Origin of the sequence: Lysobacter yananisis (assembly GCF_031199375.1) — a bacterium.
GTDB classification, from domain to species: Bacteria; Pseudomonadota; Gammaproteobacteria; order Xanthomonadales; family Xanthomonadaceae; genus Lysobacter; species Lysobacter yananisis.
The window spans coordinates 5,260,823-5,285,440 of record NZ_CP133568.1 but is presented as its reverse complement, the minus strand read 5'-3'; the positions used below and the strand labels follow the sequence as shown (position 1 = coordinate 5,285,440).

The window sequence follows — 24,618 nt, the reverse complement described above, 5'->3', positions numbered from 1 at the left end:
GAATGTCCGTCGAGCACGAGTCAACGAATACCGTGAGCCTGCCTTACGCCGACCACGGCCTGGATCTTTCGAGCTCGCTCAACGACGGCAACGCCTGCGCGCAGGATCACGGCCAGCGCTGCGCGCTGGAATGCGCGGCGCCGGCGACCGCCGACCTGGCCACCTGCGTGGCGGCCTGGCATGCGGCGCTGCATTGGCTGCGCTACAACGACGAGCCGGTGATCACCTGCCTGCTCGGCCGCCGCGAAGGCAAGTGCTGGCCGCTGACCAGCGCGGTCGACGCCACCACCTCGCTGGGCGAACTGCGCGAGCAGGTGCAGCGGCAATGGCGCGAGGACGAAGCCGGCTGGCTCGATCGCGACGACGCCACCCACGTCGGCCTGGCCGACCAACTGCGCTGCCACGCGGTGCTGCTGCACGGCGCCAGCGATCCGGGCCAGACCGAATTCGCGCTGATCCACGAGCGCGGCCGCTGGGTCGTCGATTGCGACGCCAGCCGTTTCAGCGAGTCCTACCAGCGTTTCGCCATCGGCCTGTGGACGCGCTTGCTGGCGGCGATGGCCGATCAGCCCGAGACCTTGCTGTCGGCCCTGGACGCGCTGTCCGATGGCGCGCTCCACGACGGCGCGGTGCGCGCGCACATGGCCGGCCCCGACGCGCCCATCGCCGGCAACCTGGTCGAGCGTTTCGCCGCGCGCGTGGCCGAGCACCCGCACAAGGTCGCGGTGATCGACGGCGAGGGCCGGATCGGCTTCGCCGAACTCGACGCGCTGGCCGAGCGTTGGGCCCAGGCCCTGCACGAAGCCGGCGCCGGCGTCGGCGACTTCGTCGGCGTGTGCTTCGGCCGCAACCGGCGCATGGTCGCCGCGCAGCTGGCGGTGCTGAAGATCGGCGCGGCGTTCGTGCCGATGGACGCGCAGCAGCCGGCCGCGCGCCTGCAGGCGATGGCCGACGACGCCGACATGCGCTTCGTCCTGGCCGAAGCCGACTGCGTCGCGCCGATCCGCGCCGCGCTGGCGCAGACGCGCTGCCTGGACATCGACGCGCTGCCGGCCGAGCGCGGCCCGTCGCGGCCGCGCCAGGAGCAGACGCTGGCCAGCGACGACCTCGCCTATGCGATCTTCACGTCCGGCTCGACCGGCCGCCCCAAGGGGGTCAAGGTCGGCCACGGCAACCTGCTGAACTTCGTCGGCCACATCGCCGAGCTGGTCGATGCCGACGACGTGGTCTCGCAGTTCGCGCCGTTCACCTTCGACGCCTCGGTCGCCGAGATCCATTCGACCCTGCTCAACGGCCTGAGCCTGGTGATCCTGCCGGCCGCGTTGATCGACGATCCCGAGCGCCTGCAGGCGTACATGAGCGAGCACCGGGTCAGCTTCTCGGCGTTCCCGCCGCAGTACGCCAAGCATCTTTCGCCCGAACGCCTGCCGTACCAGCGCACCCTGCTGACCGCGGGCTCGGCGCCCGACCACGAGCTGATCCGGCGCTGGCAGCCGCACCTGCAGTACGTCAACGCCTACGGCCCGACCGAGACCACGATCCTCTCGACCGCGTGGCACGCGCGCCATCTGCCCGATCCGCACGAACCCATCGCCATCGGCGAGCCGATCGCCAACACCGCCGTGCGCGTGGTCAACCGCTTCAACCACGCGCTGCCGCGCGGCGCCATCGGCGAGCTGCTGATCGGCGGCGCGGGCGTGACCCACGGCTACCTCAAGCGCGAGGACATGACCCGCGACAAGTTCCTCAGCTTCGAGCGCATGCGCTGGTACCGCAGCGGCGACCTGTCGTGCCTGGACGAACGCAACCGGCTGATCTTCGCCGGGCGCGTGGACGATCAGATCAAGCTGCGCGGCCATCGCCTGGAGCCGGGCGAAGTCGAAGCCGCGCTGCGCCAGTTGCCGGGCGTCGGCGCCGCGGCGGTGGTCGCGGTGGACCTGGACGCCGGCAAGCAGCTGGTCGGGTTCTGCGCCGGCGCGGCGCAGCCCGAGGACGCGGTGCGCGCCGCGCTCGGCCAGGCGCTGCCGGCCTGGGCGTTGCCCAACCGGTTGGTGTGGCTCGACGCGCTGCCGCTGACCGTCAACGGCAAGACCGACTACCGCGCGCTGCGCGAGCGCCTGGCCCAGGCCGCGGCGCCGCAACCGGAGCAGGGCGGCGACGATCACGCCGACGAACTGGAACAGCAGATCGCGCGGATCTGGAGCGGCGTATTGCAGCAGCCGCAGGTCTCGCGCGAAGACAACTTCGTCCACCTCGGCGGCGATTCGCTGACCTCGCTGGTGGTGATGTCGGCGCTCAAGCGCCTGGGCTACCACGCGACCTCGGCGCAGTTGCTGGCGCGCCCGCGCCTGGCCGACTTCGCCGAACTGCTGCGCCGCGGCGGCCGCCATGCCCAGCGCGACTACGCCAGCGTGCACGGCAGCGCGCCGCTGAGCCCGATCCAGGGCTGGTTCTTCGACCTCGACCTGGGCAACCCCGGCGACTTCTGCCAGACGCTCGCGTTCGAAAGCGCGCAGCCGCTGGACCTGGAGCGCCTGCGCCGCGCCTTCGCCCAACTGGCGGACTATCACGACCAACTGCGCGCGCGCTTCGTGCGCCTGGGCGCGCGCGGCCGCGAGGCCGCCTCGTGGCGCCAGGACATCCAGCCGGACGCGGGCGCCGCCGAAGGGTTCGAGCTGCCGCCGCTGATCGTGCGCGACCTCGCCGAGGCCGAGCTCGACGCCGCCGCCGCGCGCTGCCGCGACGAACTCGCCGGCGAACTCGATCTGGCCCAGGCGCCGCTGTTCCGCATCGCGGTGCTGCGCACCGCCCAGCGCACGCGCGTGGTGTGGGTGCTGCATCACCTGCTGGTGGATACGGTCAGCCACGGCATCCTGCTCGACGACCTGCGCCACCTTTACGACGCCGACGCGGCCTCGGCCCAGGACGTGCTGCCGGGCAAGAGCCTGGCCTATCTGGATTGGTCGCAGCGCCTCAACGCCGACGCCGGCCGCGAGCCGGCGCGCCAACTGGCGCAGTGGAGCCCGCTGCTGGAGGCGGTCGCGGCGACGCCGCCGCTGCCGATCGCCTCCGTGCGCGGCGCGGCCGGCGAAGCCATCGTCGGCGAGGTTGTCGTTGCAGAGCATCGGCTCTCGCGCGAGGACAGCCGCCGCTTGCTCGAACAGGCGCCGGACTGCTACCGCCAGAGCGCCGAGGAACTGGTGCTGGCCGCGACCTATCTCGCGCTGGCGCGCACGCTCGGCGCGCAGCGCGTCGCCATCGACGTGGAATGGCACGGCCGCGACGAGGAGTACGCCGGCGCGCAGGGCCTGGACCGCACTGTCGGCTGGTTCACCAGCGTGCATCCGCTGGCGCTGGCGGTGCCGGCGCAGACCGGCGCCGACGCGCTCGGCGACTGGCTGGTCGAACTCAAGGAAACCCGCGCCGCGGTGCCGGCGCGCGGCCGCGATTTCTACGCGTTGCGCTATCTGGCCCAGGACCCGGCGCTGCGCGCGGCGTTCGCCGCGTATCGCGCGCCGCAGGTGCTGTTCAATTTCTCCGGCGTGATCCAGCGCCAGCAGCAGGGCTGGCGCACCGTGCCGATGGCGGCGATCGAACTCGGCGCGGGCAACGCCAGCCCGTACGCGCTGTCGGTGGAAGGCGAGATCCGCGACGGCGAGCTGATCCTGAGCCTGTACCACGATCCGGCCGGCTGGCCCGGCGACAGCGCCGGACGCTTCGGCCCGGCGCTGATCCAGGCGCTGCGCGAGATCGTCGCGCATTGCTGCGACCCGGCGAAGCGGCGCTGGACGCCAGCGGATTTCCCGCTCGCCGGGCTCGACCGCGCGCAGGCCGCGGCGGTACCCGCCGACGCGCAGCCGCAAGGTCTGTATCCGCTGACCGACATGCAGCGGACCATGCACCGCCATCCCGACACCTACCAGGTGCAGATGGTCTATCGCATGCCGCGCGCGTTCGACGGCGAGGCCTGGAGCCGCGCGGCCGCCGATTGGATCGCGCGCCACGATTGCCTGCGCACCGTGGTGCGCGAGGTCGATGGCCTGGAGCCGCAACAGCTGGTGTTGGCGCATTTGGCGTTCGAGCCGCGCGTGCATCGCGCCGCGGCGGGCGAGGGCGCGGCGCTGGCGCAGCGCCTGCAGCAACAGGCGCGGCTGCAGCCGGTGCGGCTGGAGCGCGCGCCGTTGTTCGAATTGCAGGCCATCGACGACGGCGGCGAGCACTTCCATGCCTTGCTGTCGATCCATCACCTGATCCACGACGGCTGGTCGATCGACCTGCTGCTGGCCGACCTGCTGCAGAGCTACCGCCACCACCTCGGCGAAGCGGTGCCGCTGCCGGCCGCGCCGCTGGCCGGCATGGCCGACGTCGTCGCCCAGCAGCGCCGCCTGCAGGCCGATCCGGCGTGGCTGGCGCACTGGACCGGGCTGCCGTGGGCGCCGCTGTCGGCGCAACTGCCGAGCGCGTTGCCGGTCGAGACCGCGGCGCAGGACACGCGCCTGTTCACCGCGTCCATCGACCGCGAACTCGGCGGCCGCGTGCGCGCGCGCGCTTCGCAGTCGGGCGTCACCGCCAACAGCCTGTGGCTGGCCGGCTACGCCTGCCTGCTGCGCTGCCTCGGCGGCCAGGCGCAGGTGCGCTGCGGCGTGATCCAGAGCGGGCGCATGGAAGACATCGCCGGGGTCGAGACGATCACCGGCTGCTGCGTCAACACCTTGCCGCTGGTGCTGGACATCGACGGCGAACGCGCGCTCGACGCGGTCGTCGCCAGCGTCGACCGCCAGCTCGCGCGCATGCGCGAAGGCGCGGCGTTCCCGCTGTCGCAGATCCACGAAGCGGTCAAGCCGCGCCTGGACGACGAGCTCTTCGCGACCTTGTTCAACATCGAAAGCCACCGCTACGGCGAGCGCCAGGACGCGCCGCGGCCGCAGCTGGTCGGCGGCTACGAATCCACCAATTACCGCTTCATCTTCGGCCTGATCGAACGCCAGGACGGCGACGGCGAACTCGAATACGGCGTGCGCATCGGTTACGACGCCGGCCTGTTCGACGAAGCGTCCATCGCGATGTGGCTGGACCTGTACCAGCACCTGGTCGGCCTGCTGCTCGACGGCGAGGGCGTGCGCTGGAGCGAAGCCGAGTTGCTGCCGCAGGCCTGGCGCCAACGCCTGCTGCACGAGTGGAACGCCACCGACCACGCCTACAGCGACCAGCGCTGCCTGCACGAGCTGTTCGCCGAGCAGGCCGCGCGCACGCCGCAGGCGACCGCGCTAGTGTTCGACGGCCAGCGCCTGAGCTACGCCGAACTCGACGCGCGCGGCAACCGGCTGGCGCAGCACCTGCGCACGCTCGGCGTCGGCCCGGACCGCGTGGTCGGCCTGTGCGCCGAACGTTCGCTGGAGATGATCGTCGGCGTGCTCGGCATCCTCAAGGCCGGCGGCGCGTGGGTGCCGCTGGACCCGGAACTGCCGGCGCAGCGGCTGGCGGCGATGGTCGCCGACATCGGTGTCGATCTGGTACTGACCCAGCATCATCTGCGCGAGCAGGCGCTGGCCCAGCTCGATGGCGCGGTGCGCACGCTGGAACTCGATGCCGACTGGGCGCGGATCGCCGCGCACGACGCGGTCGCGCCCGACAGCGGCGTCGGCCCGGACGACCTGATCTATGTGATCTTCACCTCCGGCTCGACCGGCAAGCCCAAGGCGTCGATGAACCAGCACCGCTCGCTGGTCAATCTGATGCAGTGGCTGCAGGCCAGCTACGGCATGGACGCCAGCGACGTGGTGCTGCAGAAGACGCCGCTGTCGTTCGACGTGTCGGTGATGGAGATCTTCTGGCCGCTGCTCAACGGCGCGACCCTGGTGATCGCCAAGCCCGGCGGCCACCGCGACCCGGCCTACCTCGGCGCGATGGTGCGCGAGCACGGCGTGACCACGCTCAACTTCGTGCCGTCGATGCTGCAGGTGTTCCTCGACGAGGACGAACTGCGCGGCTGCGCCTCGCTGCGGCGCCTGTTCGCCAGCGGCGAGGCGCTGCCCGGGGCGATGGCGGCGCGTTTCCTGGCGACGTCCGACGCGGCGCTGTACAACCTGTTCGGGCCGACCGAGACCGCGATCGAAGCCAGCGGTTGCGCGGTCGAGCGCGCCGACAGCGCGATCGTGCCGATCGGCCGGCCGCTGTGGAACACCCGTCTCTACGTGCTCGACGAACGTCTGCGGCCGTTGCCGGTCGGCGTCGGCGGCGAGCTGTTCATCGGCGGCGTCGCGGTCGGCCGCGGTTATCTCGGCCAGCCGCAGCTCACCGCCGAACGTTTCCTCGACAGCCCGTTCGTCGCCGGCGAACGCCTGTACCGCACCGGCGACCTGGCGCGCTGGCGCGCCGACGGCACGGTCGAATACCTCGGCCGCCTCGACCATCAGGTCAAGGTGCGCGGCTTCCGCATCGAACTGGGCGAGATCGAACACGCCCTGGCCGCGCACGAGCAGGTGCGCCAGGCGCTGGTGGCCGCGCGCGACGACGGCGCGCGCAAGCAACTGGTGGCCTACGTGGTGCCGCGCCAGTGGCCGGCCGACGACGCCGCGCGCAGCCGCCTGATCGGCTCGTTCGCGGCCAAGCTCAAGGCCGAGTTGCCCGAGTACATGGTGCCGGCCGCGTTCGTGCTGATCGAGGCGATCCCGCGCAACGCCAACGGCAAGGCCGACCGCGCGCGGCTGCCCGAACCCGACCATTCGGCCTACGCCCACAGCGCGTTCGTCGAACCGCAGGGCGAGCTGGAAACCGCGCTGTGGGAGGTGTGGAAGCAGGTGCTGGGCAGCGACCGCTTCGGCGTCGACGACAGCTTCTACGCCATCGGCGGCGATTCGATCCTGGCGATCCAGGTCGTTTCGCGCGCCGGCAAGCGCGGCATCGCGCTGACTCCGCGCCTGTTGACCGAGGAAAAGACCATCCGCCAGATCGCCTCGCGCCTGAGCGCCGCCGCGGCACCGGCCGCCACGCCCGCCGTCGCTGTCGTCGTCGATGCGAACGCCGAGGAGGCGAGCAAGGGCGAGCAGCGCTTGCTGCCGATCCAAGCGCGCTTCCTGCAAGCCGACCGCGCCGAACACGGCCGCTACGTGCAATACGCCGACGTGGCGCTGGCCGACGGCGTCGGCCTCGCGCAATTGCAGGCGGCGTTGCTGGCCCTCGTCTCGCGTCACGACGCGCTGCGCTTGAAGTTCCGCGAAAGCGCCGGCGGCTGGATGGCGCAGTACCGCGCCGAGGCCTTGTCGGCCGAGGCCTGGGACGACGCCATCGTCGAGATCGACGGCGACGCCGCGCAGGCGCCGGCGACCGCGCGCGAGCACATCCACGCCCAGGTCGACGCGGCGATGGCCGAGCTCGACATCAAGCAGGGCCGGCTGCTGCGCTGGCTGTGGTTGCGCGACGCCAACGGCTCGCGGCTGCTGTGGGTCATGCATCACTTGGTGGTCGATGTGGTGTCGTGGCAGGTGTTGGCCGAAGACCTCGCCACTGCGCTCGACCAGCTCGGCCGCGGCGAAGCGGTACGGCTGGCGCGCAAGGGCGCGACCGGGTATCAGGACTGGGCCGCGCGCCTGCACGATTACGCTTACAGCGGTGAGCTCGACGCCGAGAAGCGCTATTGGCTGGAACAGCTGCGCGCGCCTGCGGCGGCGTTGGCCTTCGACGGCGACGACGAAGCGCCGGCGCAGTCGAGCAGCCGCCAGCACGAGCTGCGTCTGCCGCCGGCATTGACCCGGCGCCTGCTCGACCAGGCCACGTCGCGCCACGGCCTGCGCATCCACGAGCTGCTGACCGCCGCGCTCGGCCGCGCGCTGGGCCAGTGGCAATCGGTGGATGCGATCCGCATCGATCTGGAAAGCCACGGTCGTCCGGATCTGAGCGACGTGCCGGGCTTCGACGGCGTCGACCTGAGCCAGACCGTGGGCTGGTTCACCGCGCTGTATCCGCTGCGCCTGGAGCGCTTGCGCGACGACCTGCGCAGCCAGCTGCGCGCCGCCGGCGCGGCGCTGGCGGCGGTGCCGCACGCCGGCATCGGCTTCGGGGTGTTGAACGAGCTGGCCCGCGACGAGGACCTGGAGCAGGCGCGCGAGGGCCGCGAGTCGCAGGTGCTGTTCAATTACCTCGGCGCGTTCGATCCGGACCGCGGCGGCAGCCGCATCGGCGCGCGTCGCCGCCGCAGCCATGCGCTCGGCGTCGAAGGCGGTGTCGAGCACGGCGCGCTGACCTTGCGCATCGACTACAGCGAACGTCAGTTCCAGGCTGCGAGCGTCGCCGCGCTGGCCGCGCAGTTGGAGCGCGCGCTGGCCGAGATCGCCGACGACGACGGCGGCCCGGGCGCCGGCGTGGGCGTGGGCACGCAGGACGACGACACGTCCGATGCGCCATGGTCGCTGTCCGACTGCACCCCCGCCGAGTTGCAGGACCTGCGCCGCCACTACCCGGCGCTGCAGGATCTGTATCCGTGCACCGGCATGCAGCAGGGCCTGCTGCTGATGAGCGACGGCGCCAACCCCGATGGGGTGTACCTGACCCAGCTGCGGCTGACGCTCGACGGCGCCGATCCGCAGCGCCTGCGCGCGGCCTGGGTCGAGTTGGTGCGGCGCCATCCGGTGCTGCGTACCGCCTTCCTCGACCGCGGCGGCGAACGCCTGCTGCAGGCGGTGATGCGCGAGGTCGCGCTACCGTGGCGCGAGATCGACCTGAGCGCGCTGGCCGAAGACCAGCGCGACGCCGAACTCGAACGCGCGCTCGACGACGAACGCCGCCGCGCGTTCGCGCTCGGCGAGGCGCCGCCGATGCGGGTGCTGCTGGCACGGCTGGACGCGCGCCGCCATTGCCTGGCCTGGACCCACCACCACGCGCTGATCGACGGCTGGTCGATGGGGTTGCTGGCGCAGGATCTGTTCCAGGTCTATGCCGGCCACAATGAAGACGCGGCGCCGCCGCCGTACCGCGACTACATCGCGTGGCTGGAATCGCGCGACCATCAGGCTGCCGCCGATTACTGGCAGCGTTACCTCGACGGCCTGCCGCTGGCCGCCAGCGCCGCGCTCAGCGCGCGCCTGGACGACGACGCCGACACCGACGCCACCGGCCCGAGCGAGCAGCGCGCGCACGTGCTGGAGCTGCCGGTCGCGCTGACCGCGCAGCTCGACCGCGCGCTCAAGCACGAAGGCGTCAGCCTGGGCACCGCGATCCTGGCCGCGTGGGGCCTGCTGCAAAGCAAATACAGCGCCGAAGAGGAGGTGCTGTTCGGCTACACCACCAGCGGCCGTCCGCCCGAGCTCGACGGGATCGAGCGCATGGTCGGCTTGTTCATCAACTCGCTGCCGCTGCGCCTGCGCATCGATCCGGCGCAGACGCTGTCGGCGTGGCTGCGCCAGGTGCAGTCGATGCAGCTCGACCACGGCGACCACGGCTTCCTGCCGCTGGCGGCGATCCAGCGCGCCTGCGGCGCGCGCGCCGGCCAGGCGCTGTTCAACGCGCTGGTGGTGGTGGAGAACTTCCCGCTCGACCGCAGCCTGCCGAGCATGGACGGCGAGCAACTGCGCGTGCTCGACGCGCGCGGGGTGGAGCGCAGCGATTTTCCGCTGAACCTGATCGTCTACCCGGGTTCGCGCCTGACCGTGAAGCTGGCCTACCAGAGCCGCCAGTTCGGCGACGCGGCCGCGCGCGCGATGCTCGACCGCCTCGGCCACCTGCTGGCCGGCTTCGCCCACGGTTTCGACCAGCGCGTGGGCCAGCTGTCGCCGCTGAGCGCGGACGAGCGCGAGCGCGCGGTGCGCGAATGGAACCGCAGCGAGGTCGATTACCCGCTGCACGCATGCGCGCACGAACTGTTCCAGCAGCAGGCCGAGGCGCTGGGCGACGGCGATGCGATCGTCTGCGGCGACGAGCGCTGGAGCTGGAACCGGCTGTCGGCGCGGGTCGCCGAGGTCGCGGCGTGGCTGCGCCGCGGCGGCGTGCGACCGGGCGACCGGGTCGCGCTGGCGCTGCCGAAGGAACCGGAGCTGATCGCGGCGATCCTGGCGATCATGCGCGCCGGCGCGGCCTACGTGCCGGTGGCGCTGGATTGTCCGCCCGAGCGCCTGGCGTTCATCGCCGGCGACGCGGGTATCGGCCGCTTGCTGACCGTGCGCGCGCACGCGGCGCTGGCCGACGGCAGCGGCTTGAGCGCGCTGTGCCTGGACGAGATCGATGCGGCGGCGACGGACAGCAGCGCCGACGTCGAAGCGCTTCAAGACGCCGAACCGCAAAGCAGCGAGTCCACCGCCTATCTGATCTACACCTCCGGCACCACCGGCACGCCGAAGGGCGTCGCGCTGAGCCACCGCAACCTGGTCAACTTCAGCCTGTGGCTCGGCGGCGCCGGGTTGTACGGCCGCGGCCAGGGCTTCACCCAGTTCGCCCCGCACACCTTCGACGCGTCCATCGGCGAGATCTTCGGCGCGCTGCTGGCCGGCGCGACCCTGCACCTGCTGTCGGACGCACTGATCCAGGAACCCCACGCGCTGGCCGCCTATCTGGGCGAACACGCCATCGCGTTCGCCGCGTTCCCGCCGCCGTACCTGCAGCAGATCGACCCCGCGCAGGTGCCGGCGAACCTGAGCATCCTCACCGCCGGTTCGGCGCCGACCGTCGAGCTGGCGCGCGCGTGGAGCGCGCGCTGCCGCTACGTCAACGCCTACGGCCCGACCGAGACCACGGTGCTGTCCTCGGCCTGGATGCCCGCCGCCGACGACGCCGAACTGGCGGCCGGGCGGCTGTCGATCGGCCGGCCGATATCGAACACCACGATGTACGTCGTCGATACCGCCGGCCAGCTGTGCGCGCCGGGCCTGCTCGGCGAAATCTGGATCGGCGGCGCCGGCGTGGCCCAGGGCTACGTCAACCGGCCCGAGCAGACCGCGCAGCAGTTCCTGGACGATCCCTGGCGCGCGGGCGAGCGGGTCTACCGCACCGGCGACCACGGCCGCTGGCTGGACGACGGCCGGATCGAATTCATCGGCCGCCGCGACCGCCAGATCAAGCTGCGCGGCTTCCGCATCGAACTGGGCGAGATCGAGAACCGCCTGCGCGAACATGCCGGCGTGCGCGACGCCGCGGTGCTGGCGCACGGCGACGGCGCCGAGCGCCGCCTGCTGGCCTGGGTGGTGCGCCACGAGGACGCGCGCGCGCAGCCGCAGGCCGAGTTCCTGGCCGAACTGCGCGAAGGACTGCGTCGCGCATTGCCCGAGTACATGCTGCCGCAAGCGACGATGGAGCTGGCGCAGCTGCCGCTGACGGGCAACGGCAAGCTCGATGCCAAGGCGCTGCCGGTGCCGCAGATCGAAGCGGGCGGGGAGGGCGAGTACATCGCCCCGCGCGACGCGATCGAAACCGCCATCGCCGAAGTCTGGGGCGCAGTGCTGAAGCTGCCGGCGCAGCGCATCGGCATCGACGCCGATTTCTTCGCCCTCGGCGGCCAGTCGCTGCTGGCGATGCGCGCCACCGCGCAGCTGCGCGAGCGCCTGGGCCTGGACGTCGGCGTCGCCGACCTGCTGCAGCGGCCGGTGCTGGCCGAACTGGCCGCGCAACTGCGCGGCGCCGCCCGCGACACGCTGCCGCCGATCGGCGCGCAGCCGCGCGCGGCCGACGCCGCGCTGCCGCTGTCGTTCGCCCAGCAGCGGCTGTGGTTCCTGTCGCAGATGCAGGGCGTGAGCCAGAGCTACCACGTGCCGGGCGTGCTGCGCCTGCGCGGCGCGCTCGACCGCGCCGCGCTGAAGCGCGCGCTGGATCGGATCGTCGCCCGCCACGAAGCTTTGCGTACCCGCTTCGAGCTGCTCGGCGACGATCCGGTGCAGCGCATCGATCCGCCGCACGTCGGCTTCGCCCTGAGCGAACACGATTTGCGCGGCCGCGACGACCGCGAAGCGCGCCTGCAGGCGCTGGTCGAACGCGAAACCGGTGCGCCGTTCGACCTGGAAACCGGCCCGCTCGCGCGCGGCGTCCTGGTCGCGCTGGGCGCGGACGAACATGCGCTGATCATCTGCATGCACCACATCGTCACCGACGCGTGGTCGCTGGAGCTCACCATCCGCGAACTGGTCGCGCTGTACGACGCGTTCAGCGCCGGCCAGGACGATCCGCTGCCGCCGCTGGCGGTGCAGTACGCCGACTACGTCGACTGGCAGCGCCGCCACCTCGGCGGCGAGTGGCTGCAGCGCCAGGGCGAGTACTGGCGCGGTGCGCTGGCCGGGGCGCCGGCGCTGCTGGAGCTGCCGACCGACCGGCCGCGTCCGGCCGAGCAGCGCTACGACGGCGAACTGGTCGGCGTGCGCCTGGACCGCGAGCTCAGCGACGCGCTCAAGCGGCTCAGCCAGGACCACGGCACCACTTTGTACACCACGCTGCTCAGCGCCTGGGCGCTGGTGCTCGGGCGCCTGTCCGGGCAGCACGACGTGGTGATCGGCAGCCCGGTCGCCAATCGCCTGCAGGCGCAGGTCGAGCCGCTGATCGGCTTCTTCGTCAACACCCTGGCTTTGCGCGTGGACCTGTCGGGCGAACCGAGCCTGGCGCAGGTGATCGAACGGGTGAAGCAGCGTGCGCTGGACGCGCAGGCGCACCAGCAGATGCCGTTCGAGCAGGTGGTCGAGGCGCTGCAGCCGCCGCGCAGCCTGGCCCACACGCCGCTGTTCCAGGTCATGTTCAACTGGCTCGGCGAGCAGGCCCAGACCGTGTCGGCGCGCGATCTGCGCATCGAACTGCAGGCGCCGGATCAGGTCGCCGCCAAGTTCGACCTGTCGCTGGACCTCGGCGAAAGCGACGGTTGCATCGGCGGCGGCGTGGAATTCGCCACCGCCTTGTTCGACCGCGCCAGCGTGCAGCGCTGGCTGGGCTACTTCGAACGCGTGTTGCGGGCGATGGTGGCCGATGCGGCGCAACCGGCGCGGCGCGTGCCGCTGCTCGACGCGGCCGAGCGCGCGTTGATCGCGCAATGCAACGACACCCATCGGCCCGAGCTGTACGCGCAGACCTGGGTCGAACTGTTCGACGCCCAGGCCGCGCGCGCGCCCGAGCGCATCGTCGCCGAGTGCGGCGAGCAGACCCTGACCCACGGCGAACTGCAGCGCCGCGCCGGCCGTCTGGCCGCGGCGCTGCGCGAGGCCGGCGCCGGGCCGGAACGCGTGATCGCGGTGCTCGACAAGCGCGGGCTCGACCTGTTGGTGGCGATCGCCGCGGTGCTCAAGTCCGGCGCCGCCTATCTGCCGCTGGACCCGGCCCATCCGCCGCTGCGCTGGCGCGAGATCCTCGACGAGGCCCAGCCGCAGTTGCTGCTGCTCGGCGATTCGCTGGGCCACCTGCACGAACAACTCGACACCGGCGCCACCACCGGCCGCGTGCGCAGCCTGGCCGAACTGAGCGAAGCCGCGCCGGTCGATGCGCCGGCGCTGCCCGCGCCGGGGCTGGACGATCTGGCCTACGTGATCTTCACCTCGGGTTCGACCGGCAAGCCCAAGGGCGTGATGATCGAACACCGCGGCATGGTCAACAACATGCGCTCGAAGTTCGAGCCGCTGTCGCTGTCGAGCGAGGACGCGATCGCGCAGACCGCTTCGCAGTGTTTCGACATTTCGGTGTGGCAGCTGTTGACCGCGCCGCTGCTGGGCGCGCGCACCTGCATCCTCGACAGCGACACCGTGCGCGATCCCGAATCGCTGCTCGACGCGCTGGAGCGCCATGGCGTGACCGTGTGGGAACCGGTTCCGTCGGTGATGCAGGCCGCGCTGCCGTACGCCAAGCCGTTGCCGGCGCTGCGCTGGGTGCTGCCGACCGGCGAGGCGCTGTCGCGCGAACTGGTGGCGCGTTGGTTCGAGCAATACCCCGACGTGCCGCTGATGAACGCCTACGGCCCGGCCGAATGCTCCGACGACGTCGCCTTCGAACCGATCCTGGCGCCGGTGGCGCGGGTCGCGATCGGCGCGCCGGTCGCCAACGCCGCGCTGCACGTGCTCGACGACGCGCTGGAACCGGCGCCGCTGGGCGCGGTCGGCGAAATCGCGGTGTCCGGCCCGGTGGTCGGCCGCGGTTACTTCCATCGTCCCGACGAGACCCGCGCCGCGTTCGTCGCCAATCCGCACGCCGCGCACGAGCGCGACGGCCGCCTGTACCTGACCGGCGATCTCGGCCGGCGCCTGGGCGACGGCCGCATCGAATACGTCGGACGCAAGGACTTCCAGGTCAAGATCCGCGGCTTCCGGGTCGAGCTGGGCGAGATCGAAAGCGCGCTGGCCCGGCATCCGGCGGTGCGCGAGGCGGCGGTGGTGGCCGCCGCGGGCGCGCAGGAAGGCAAGCAACTGGTGGCCTTCGTGGTCGCCGCCGCGCCGGTCTCGCCGGACACGCTCAAGCTGCACCTGCAGGCGCTGCTGCCCGACTACATGGTGCCGGCGGCGATCGTGCTGGCGCAGGCGCTGCCGCTGAGCGCCAACGGCAAGGTCGACCGCGCCGAACTGGCGGCGCAGACGGTGCGCGCGCAGGCGCGCGGCGAACGTGCGCCCAACGGCCGCATCGAGGTCGCGCTGGCGCGGATGTGGCAGGACCTCCTGCAACTCGAACGCGTGCACCGCGACGATCATTTCTTCGAACTCGGCGGCCAGTGGCTGCAGGCGATGGGTGTGCTCGCGCGCCTGCGTCGCGAGCTCAAGGCCGAACTGACCCTGGCCGCGCTGCGCGAGGCGCCGGTGCTCAAGGACCTGGCGCGCACGGTCGGCGAGGCGCTGGCCGGACGCGGCCCGGCGCGCACCAAACGCGCACCGGGCTGGACGCCGCTGGCGTTGCCGGCGCTGCGCCGCTGGCAGTTGCAGCGCGAAGCCGCGCGCACCCGTCACGCCACCTGCGTGCTGCGACTGGACGGCGGTTTCGACCGCGCCGCGCTGGAGCGCGCGCTGCAATTGTGGGCCGCGCGCTTCGACGCGCTGCGCCTGCGCGTGGCCGAATTCGACGAAGAACCGCTGCGCGCGCCGGCCGCGGCGCCGATGGCGGCGCTGCAGGTCGCCGAGCTCGGCGAAGCGGACGACCGCGAGGCGGCGCTGGCCGCGTACATCGAGCAAGCCGCGTACGCCGAGTTCGATCTCGCCGACGCCGCGCCGCTGCGCGCGAGCCTGTTGCGCCTGGGCGAGCGCGAGCACGCCCTGGTGCTGACGGTGCACGCGTTGGCGGCCGACCGCTGGCAGCCCGAGCGCGCGCTGGCCGAACTGGCCCGGCTGTATCACCAGGCCGTCGAAGGCGAGGGCGATGCGGCCGGACCGGCGGCGCCGGCCGCGGCCGAGGCGCCGGCGTTGGCCGACGAACACGCCGGTTACTGGCGCGAACGCCTGGCCGCGGCGCCGGCGCTGATCGAGCTTCCGTTCGACCGCGCCCGCCCGCTGCGCCAGGACGACGAAGGCGCGGTGGTGCCGTTGCGCCTGGACGCCGAATTGACCGCGGCCGCGCGTGCGCTCGGCGCGGCCCACGGCGCGAGTCTCGACACCGTGCTGCTGGCGGCCTGGAGCGCGGCGCTGGCGCGCCTGTCCGGGCAATCCGACTTCGTCCTTGGCCGCACCCGCGCCGACGCCGCGCGCGGCGACGCGCCGGCCGGCGCCGTCGATCTGCACGCGCTGCGGATCGAGTTGCCGGAGACGGCCGACGTCGCGACCTGGATCGCCGCGTTGCAGACCCGCATCGACGTCGACGCGCTGTCGCCGGCGAGCCTGGGCCAGGTCGTCGAAGCGGCGCAGCCCGCGCCGGCGCTGGCGCACACGCCGTTGTTCCAGGCGGTGTTCGACTGGCGCGGCGCGCGCGCCGACGCGGTCGCGCTCGGCGACTGCGCCGCGCGCCTGCAACGCCTGCCGCGCGCGCGCGCCGGCTTCGAGCTGAGCCTGGAACTGGGCGAAGGCGAGGGCGGCCTCAGCGGCGCGCTGACCTACGCCCGCGCGCTGCTGGATGCGGCCACCGCCGAACGTTGGGCCGGTTACCTCGAACACACCTTGCGGGCGATGATCGCCGACCCGGCCGCCGCGGTCGCGCACCTGGACACGATCGGCGCGGGCGAACGCGAACGCCTGCTGGTCGAACGCGCCGGCGCGCGCCGCGACTATCCGCGGCAGCTGCGCCTGCATGACCTGTTCGAGGCGCAGGCGCGCGAGACCCCATACCGGATCGCGGTCACCGCCGACGACGGCGTGCTGACCTACGCCCAGCTCGACGCCCGCGCCAACGCGCTGGCGCGCTGGCTGCGCGAGCGCGGCGTGTGCGCCGGCACCCGCGTGGCGCTGTGCCTGGAACGCGGCGTCGACATGGTGGTGGCGCTGTACGCCACGCTCAAGGCCGGCGGCTGCTACGTGCCGCTGGACCCGGACTATCCGCGCGACCGCGTCGCCTGGATCCTGGAAAACAGCGCGCCGCCGGTGGTGCTGACCCACGCCGCGCTGGTGCCGACAGCGCTCGAAGGCCTGCCGCTGGACGGCATCGAGCTGCTGTGCATGGACCGCGAGCGCGAGTGGATGGACTACCCGCAGCACGCGCTGGCGGCCGAGGGCAACGACGCCCAGCCGCACGACGCCTGCTACGTCATCTACACCTCCGGCTCCACCGGCCGGCCCAAGGGCGTGGTCAACGAGCACCGCGGCGTGGTCAACCGCCTGCTGTGGATGCAGGAGGAATACGGCCTGGGCGAGCGCGACGCGGTGCTGCAGAAGACGCCGTACAGCTTCGACGTTTCGGTGTGGGAATTCTTCTGGCCGCTGATGGTCGGCGCCAAGCTGGTGATGGCGCGGCCGAACGGCCACAAGGACCCGGCCTACCTCGGCCAGGTCGTGCGCGACGCGGGGGTGACCACGCTGCACTTCGTGCCCTCGATGCTGCAGGTGTTCCTGGCCATTCCCGAGGCGGTCGCCGGCTGCGGCCGCGTCGCCCGGGTGATCTGCAGCGGCGAAGCGCTGCCGCTGGCGCTGGCGCGCAGCTTCCACGATTACCTGCCCAACGCCGAACTGCACAACCTCTACGGCCCGACCGAGGCCGCGGTCGACGTGACCGCGTGGCCGTGCCGGCCGGGCGACGCGCGCGCCAGCGTGCCGATCGGCCGGCCGATCGCCAACACCCGCATGTACGTGCTCGACCGGCTCGGCCAACTCGCGCCGACCGGCGCCACCGGCGAGCTGTACATCGCCGGCGTGCAGGTCGCGCGCGGCTACCTGGGCCAGCCCGAACTGACCGCCGAGCGTTTCCTCGACGATCCGTTCGTGCCGGGCGAGCGCATGTACCGCACCGGCGACCTCGGCCGCTGGGCCGCCGACGGCGCCATCGAATACCTCGGCCGCACCGACTTCCAGGTCAAGATCCGCGGATTCCGCATCGAGCTCGGCGAGATCGAGAACGCGCTGCTGCAACACGCCGAAGTCCGCGAGGCGGTGGTGCTGGCGCGCGAAGGCGCCGGCGGCGACAAGCAGCTGTTCGCCTATGTCGCGCTGGCGCAGCTGCTGCCGGCCGAGGCGCTGAAGGAACACCTGCGCGCGCGGTTGCCCGACTACATGGTGCCGGCGCAGTTCGTGATCCTCGACGCGCTGCCGCTGAGCGCCAACGGCAAGGCCGACCGCAAGGCGCTGCTGGCGCTGGAAGTGCAGGCCGAGGGCGCCGCCTATCGCGCGCCGGTCGGCCGGATCGAACTGGCGCTGGCGCGGATCTGGCAGGAACTGCTGCAGGTCGAGCGGGTCGGCCGCGACGATGCCTTCTTCGACCTGGGCGGACATTCGCTGCTGGCCGCGCGGGTGATCGCGCGCCTGCGCCGCGAGCTCAAGGTCGAGGTCAACATCGCCGAGCTGTTCGCGTTCCCGGTGTTCGAGGACTTCGCCCGCGCGGTCGCCCAGGCGATCGACAGCGAGCTGCCGCCGATCGTGCCGGTCAAACGCGACGGCGCGCCGATGCCGCTGTCGTTCGCCCAGCAGCGGCTGTGGTTCCTGGCGCAGATGGAGGGCGTGGCCGAGACCTACCACGTGCCGGCGGTGCTGCGCCTGCGCGGCGGACTCGACCGCGCCGCGCTGCGGCGCGCGCTGGACCGCATCGTCGACCGCCACGAGACCCTGCGCACCCGCTTCGTGCTGGTCGACGGCGAGCCGATGCAGCGGATCGACCCGCCCGGCGGCGGTTTCGCCCTGGACGAATGCGATCTGCGCGGCGTCGCCGAGGCCGAGGCGCGCCTGCGCGAACTGATGGACGAGGAGGCCTGCGCGCCGTTCGACCTCGCCGCCGGGCCGATGGTGCGCGGCCGCCTGGTCGCGCTGGCCGACGACGACCACGCTGTGCTGATCACCCAACACCACATCGTCACCGACGAGTGGTCGCTGGACGTGACCCTGCGCGAGTTCGGCGCGCTCTACAACGCCTACCGCGGCGGCGGCGAAGACCCGCTGCCGGCGCTGCCGGTGCAGTACGCCGACTACGCCGCCTGGCAGCACGCCTGGCTCTCGGGCGAGCGCCTGCAGTCCCAGGTCGACTACTGGGCGCAGGCGCTGGCCGGTGCGCCGGCGCTGCTGGAACTGCCGACCGACCGGCCGCGCCCGGCGCAACAGGCGTACGACGGCGCGGTGTACGAGTTCGCGCTCGACCGCGAGCTGACCGACGCGCTGAAGGCGCTGAGCCGGCGCTGCGACGCGACCTTGTTCATGACCTTGCTGGCGGCGTGGTCGGTGGTGCTCGGGCGCCTGTCCGGGCAGCGCGATCTGGTGGTCGGCAGCCCGATCGCCAACCGCATGCAGGTCGAGATCGAGCCGTTGATCGGCTTGTTCATCAACACCCTGGCGCTGCGCGTGGATCTGTCCGCCGATCCCAGCGGCGAGCAACTGCTGGAGCAGGTGCGCCAGCGCACCCTCAGCGCCCAGCGCCACCAGCAGATGCCGTTCGAGCAGGTGGTCGAGGTGGTGCAGCCGCCGCGCAGCCTGGCCTACAGCTCGATCTTCCAGGTGATGATCAACTGGAAGCCCGAGGCCACGCAGGCGCTGCAGCTCGACGGCCTGACCCTGGCGCCGCAGCGCGCGCCGTACGTGCTGTCCAAGTTCGACCTGACCCTGGATCTGGCCGAGGCCGACGGCCGCATCGTCGGCAGCATGGAGTACGCGACCGCGCTGTTCGACCGCGACACCATCGCCCGCCACGTCGGTTACCTGACCCGCGTGCTGCAGGCGCTGGCCGCCGACGCCTCGCGCCCGGTGCGCGCGATCGAATTGCTCGGCGACGACGAAAAGGCGCTGCTGCACGGGTTCAACGACACGTACCGGCCGGAGCTGATCGACCGCACCTGGCCGCGGATGTTCCTCGATCAGGTCGCGCTGACGCCCGAGCGCATCGCGGTGGAGTGCGAACAGCACCGACTCACCTACGCCGAACTGGAAGCGCGTTCGGCCGCGCTGGCGCAGACCCTGCGCGCGCAGGGCGCCGGCCCCGGCAGCATCGTCGCGCTGCTGGACCAGCGCGGCACCGATCTGCTGACGATGATCGTCGCCACCTTGCGCGCCGGCGCGGCCTACCTGCCGCTGGACCCGACCCATCCGCCGCAGCGCTGGCTGGAGATCCTCGACGAGGCCCAGCCGGGCCTGCTGTGGGTCGGCGAGGCGCTGGCGATGGAGCGGCGCTGGCTCAAGCGCAAGTGGAAGGGCGAGCGCGTGCGCAGCCTGGCCGAGCTCGACGCGGCCGCCGTCGCCGACCCGGCGCCGCTGCCGCTGCCGCTGCCGGCGCTGGACGACCTGGCCTACGTGATCTTCACCTCGGGTTCGACCGGCAAGCCCAAGGGCGTGATGATCGAACACCGCGGCATGATCAACAACATGCGCTCGAAGTTCGCGCCGCTGTCGCTGTCGGGCGAGGACGTGATCGCGCAGACCGCCTCGCAGTGCTTCGACATCTCGGTGTGGCAGTTCCTGACCGCGCCGCTGCTGGGCGCGCGCGTGTCGATCATCGGCAGCGAGACCACCCGCGACCCGGGCGCGCTGCTCGACCGGCTCGATGCGCAGGGCGTGACCGTGTGGGAACCGGTGCCGTCGGTGATGCAGGCGGTGCTGCCGTACCGCAAGCCGCTGCCGGCGCTGCGCTGGGTGCTGCCGACCGGCGAAGCGCTGCCGCGCGAGCTGGTGACGCGCTGGTTCGAGCAATACCCCGACGTGCCGCTGATGAACGCCTACGGCCCGGCCGAGTGTTCCGACGACGTGTCGTTCCAGCCGATCCTCGGGCCGGTGGAGCGGGTGCTGATCGGCACGCCGGTGGCCAATGCGCACCTGCACATCGTCGACGAGCAACTGCGCCTGGTGCCGCTGGGCGCGGTCGGCGAGATCGGCGTGTCCGGCCCGGTGGTCGGGCGCGGCTACCTCAACCGGCCGGACGAGACCGAAAGCAAGTTCCGTCCCAATCCGTACGCGCGCCACGAGGCCGACCGGCGCCTGTACCTCACCGGCGATCTCGGCCGGCGCCTGCCCGACGGCGGCATCGAATACGTCGGGCGCAAGGACTTCCAGGTCAAGATCCGCGGCTTCCGCATCGAGCTGGGCGAGATCGAAAGCTGCCTGGCCCAGCACCCGGCGGTGACCGAGGCGATCGTCACCGCGCGCGAGCTCGGCCACGGCGACAAGCAACTGGTGGCCTACGTGGTCCAGGACGGCGGCGTCGGCGTGGAAGCGCTCAAGGCCCACCTGCGCAACGCCTTGCCGGACTACATGGTGCCGGCGGCGATCGTGATGCTGGAAGCGATGCCGCTCAACGCCAACGGCAAGGTCGACCGCAACGCGCTGCCGGCGCCGTCGATGGCGGCGCTGCAGCAGGCCGAATACGAAGCGCCGGCCAGCGCGGCCGAGCGCGCCATCGCCGAGACCTGGCAGGAACTGCTGGAGCTGCCGCAGGTCGGCCGCGACGACAGTTTCTTCGAACTCGGCGGCAACTCGATCCTGCTGATCCGCATGCTCGGCCGCCTGCGCGAGCGCGACCTGGACTTCAGCGTCACCGACGTCTACCAGCTGCGCACGGTCAAGGCGCTGGCCGAAGCCGCGGCGCCGCGCGCGGTCGGCGTGGACGAATGGCTGCGCGCGCAGGGCTGGGCGCACCGACGCGTGGCGTTGGACCCGACCGGGCAGGCGCGCAGCGCGCTGCTGCTGGCGCGCGAAGGCGACGAACCGGCGCGGCGCGGCGAATTGCAGCGGGTGCTGGCGGCGGCCGGGGACGCGCCGGATTTCGTCCGCATCGAGGACGATCCGGACGCGGTCGCGGCGACGCTCGAATCCGCGGGGCTGGCGGCATTGGCCTTGCCGGCGCCGGCACTGCCGGCGGTGGCGCGGTTCGATGCGCAACGCGCGCAGTGGCGCGAAGCCCTGCGCGCCGCGCCGGCGGCCGAAGCCTTCGGCTTCGGCGCGATGCAGCGCAGCCTGCTGGCCTGGAACCGCCGCGACAGCGTCGAGGTGTTCGAGATCGCCGGCTGGTACGGCGCCGAGGAACTGCGCGCCGGTTTCGCCGCGCTGTGCGCCGAACAGGAACTGCTGCGGGCGATGCCGGACGCGCAGGACGCGCAATGGCGCCTGCTCGCGCCGCAGGCGCTGGCGGCGGCGCCGCTGCCGCACCTGGACCTGCGCGGCGCCGACCGCCTGCGCCAGGATCTGGAACTGGCCGAACTGGTCGAATCGCTGCACCGCGACGGCAGCGGCGCGCCGCTGGCGTACAGCGCCGGCTGGGTGTCGTTGTCGGATACCCGCCATTGCCTGGTGTTCGCGGTCGATCACCTGATCTGGGACGGCGTATCGGCGCGGGTGCTGCGCGAACGCCTGCTGCAACACCTGTGGCGACAGGCGCAGGCGCCCAAGCACGGCTATCGCGACTATCTGCAGGCCGTGCAGGCCGCGTGCACGGCGCAAGCGCGCGACGCCGCCGATCAAGTGCTCGGCCACGCCGCGCTGGCGCAGACGCTGGACGCGACCGCGCGGCGTCTGCAAGCCCGCGCCGCACAGCCGCTGCGGGTGTTCACGGCCAGCGTGCCGGTGGCCGCGAAGTCCACCGCCGCCGAGCAGGCGTTCGAGACCTTCAAGCGCTGGGCGCTGGGGCTGACCGGGCTGGAACGGGTCAGCATCGTGCTCAACCACCACGGCCGAGAACTGGGCGAGCGCGCTTACTTCGACCTGTTCGGCCTGTTCCTGGACAAGATCCCGTTCGCGGTCGCCGCCGACACCAGCCTGGTGGAGCTGTCCGACCGCACCGCGTTCCTGCAGAGCCAGGGCTTGCACTACGCGACCCTGGAAGCCGCCGGCGCGGGCCCGACGCGCGCGCCGACCCTGCCGGCGCTGGCCGAGGAAGTGCAGTTCAACTTCCAGACCGAGGCCGCGTCCGCGCTCGCCGCCGGCCTGGATGAGGACTACCTGCTGGCCAAGCTCGGCGATTTCCGCGGCCTGCTGTTCGAGGCCGCGGTCGCCGACGGACGTTTGATCGTGCACTGCGCCTGCCGCAGCGACGACCCCGAGGCGGCGCAGGCCGCGCTCGAAGCCGCCTGCCGCGGCGAAATCCTCGCCGCGGCGGCCGAACCCGAATCGCTGGAGGCTCCATGATCCACTCGCTCGAAGTGCACGATGTCCGCAAGAGCTACGGCGATTTCCAGGCCGTCAAAGGCATGAGCTTCAAGGTCCGCCAGGGCAGTTGCTTCGGCATCCTCGGTCCCAACGGCGCCGGCAAGACCACCTTGCTGGGCATGATCGAGGGGATCGTGCCGATCACCTCCGGCTCGATCGACCTGCTCGGCATGGACGTGGCCACGCAGATCCGCAAGATCCAGCCGCGCATCGGCGTGCAGCTGCAGCAGAACAACTACTTCCAGTTCCTCAGCGTGGCCCAGCTGCTGAAGTTCTACCAGCAGCTGCGCCGCGCCGGCGGGCCGCCGCGCAAGGGCCAGTCGATCGAGTGGCTGCTGCAGCGGCTGGGGCTCAGCGACAAGCTCAAGTTCAAGGTCGACGAGCTGTCGGGCGGGCAGAAGCAGCGCCTGTCGATCGCCATCGCCCTGCTCGAGGACCCGGACGTGATCTTCCTCGACGAGCCGACCTCGGCGCTGGACCCGCACAGCCGCCACCTGACCTGGGAGTTCATCGAGCAGCTCAAGCAGGACCCGAACAAGACCGTGATCCTGACCACGCACTACATGGAAGAAGCCGAGCGCCTGTGCGACGAGATCATGATCATGAACGACGGTCGGGTCATCGCCCAGGGCAACCCGGCCGAGCTGGTCAGCGGCATGCAGGCGCGCCAGGCGATCCAGTTCCAGTTCGCCAAGGGCCAGTTCAAGCTCGAATACGTGCAGGACCTGGCCGACGCCACCGACCTGCACTGGGACGATCAGACCGACCGCCTGCGCGTGACCACGCGCGAGGTGGCGCAGACCATGCGCAGCATCCTGGAACGGAGCCAGAGCCAGCGCATCGACGTCATCAACTTCGACATCGACCGTCCCAGCCTCGAGGACGTGTTCCTTTCGCACACCGTCAAGGACCCGCGCGAATGATCGGCAAGACCTGGGTGTTCTTCAAACTGCGCATGCTGCAGATCTCCTACGACAAGAGCGCGCTGTTCTTTTGCTACGTGCTGCCGGTGCTGCTGCTGCTGGGCGTGGGCTACGCCGGCGATTCGCGCATCGCCCTGGCCTACGGCGGCGACGCCGCCACGGCCGAGGCCAAGGCGCTGGTGGCTTACCTGGACAAGCACGAGCTGGTGAAGCTGGAGCGTTACGCGGACGCCGCCACGCCGGCGCGCGAGGCGCTGCAGAACAACCAGCTCAAGCATTACCTGGAATTCGCCGCGCCCGGCGCCGGCGCGCCGGCGCGCCTGTACGCCAACTCGCTGGCCGAGAACCGGGTCGAGAACACCGCGCTGCAGAGCGTGCTCGACGGCTACTACCGCAAGGGCGCGGCGCCGGCCGGGCCGCAGCAGGAGACCGTGGCGATCGGCAAGTTCGGTTCCAAGATCATCAGCCTGCTGCCGGGCCTGATCGGCATGACCTTGCTGATCGTCGGCCTCAACGGCTTCGGCGCGCTGCTGATCGAGGAAGAGCACCACGGCCTGTACAAGAACATCAAGACCATCGACGTCTCGCCGGTGCCGTTCCTGGCCGGGCTGTTCATGTCGCGGATGATGATCGCCTACAGCGTCGCGGCCTCGCTGTACCTGCTGGGCATCTTCGTGTTCGGTGTGCCGTTCGACATCAACTATTTGCTGCTGCTGTTCGTGCTGACCCTCGGCGCGGTGTCGTTCCTGGCCATGGGCCTGGCCTTCGCCACGATCAGCCCGTCGGTGACCGCCTTCACCGGCATCACCAACTTCGTGCAGATGCCGCTGATCCTGCTGGGCGGGGTGTTCTTCTCGGTCAAGGCGCTGCCCGAATGGGTGCAGTGGATCGCGGTCGGCACGCCGCTGGCGCAGTTCAACACCGCGCTGCAGGCGATCCTGTTCGATTCGGTGGGCTTCGCCGACCTGGGCAAGGTGCTGCCGCAAGTCGCCGGCCTGATGGGCTGGTCGGCGCTGGCGCTGCTGGTGGCGCGCTTTCGCTTTCGCTGGTAAGCCGCGCCGCGCGCGGCG

General features: G+C 71.9%; 3 protein-coding genes. All 3 read left to right on the top strand.

Annotated elements, in window-relative coordinates:
- Positions 1 to 2 precede the first annotated feature (2 nt).
- The 3 genes from RDV84_RS21630 to RDV84_RS21620 are packed head-to-tail and all read left to right on the top strand — an operon-like array spanning position 3 to position 24,600.
- Positions 3 to 22,604 (top strand): non-ribosomal peptide synthase/polyketide synthase, encoded by a 22,602-nt coding sequence (locus tag RDV84_RS21630; protein ID WP_309151544.1) that lies wholly within the window; start codon positions 3 to 5, stop codon positions 22,602 to 22,604.
- Positions 22,601 to 23,548, top strand: coding sequence for an ABC transporter ATP-binding protein (locus RDV84_RS21625; protein WP_309151543.1), 948 nt, complete (start codon positions 22,601 to 22,603; stop codon positions 23,546 to 23,548). The genes RDV84_RS21630 and RDV84_RS21625 overlap by 4 nt, the downstream gene beginning before the upstream one ends.
- On the top strand, positions 23,545 to 24,600 hold the full coding sequence (locus RDV84_RS21620) for an ABC transporter permease (RefSeq protein ID WP_057947285.1): 1,056 nt from the start codon (positions 23,545 to 23,547) through the stop codon (positions 24,598 to 24,600). The genes RDV84_RS21625 and RDV84_RS21620 overlap by 4 nt, the downstream gene beginning before the upstream one ends.
- The last annotated feature ends 18 nt before the right edge of the window (positions 24,601 to 24,618 follow it).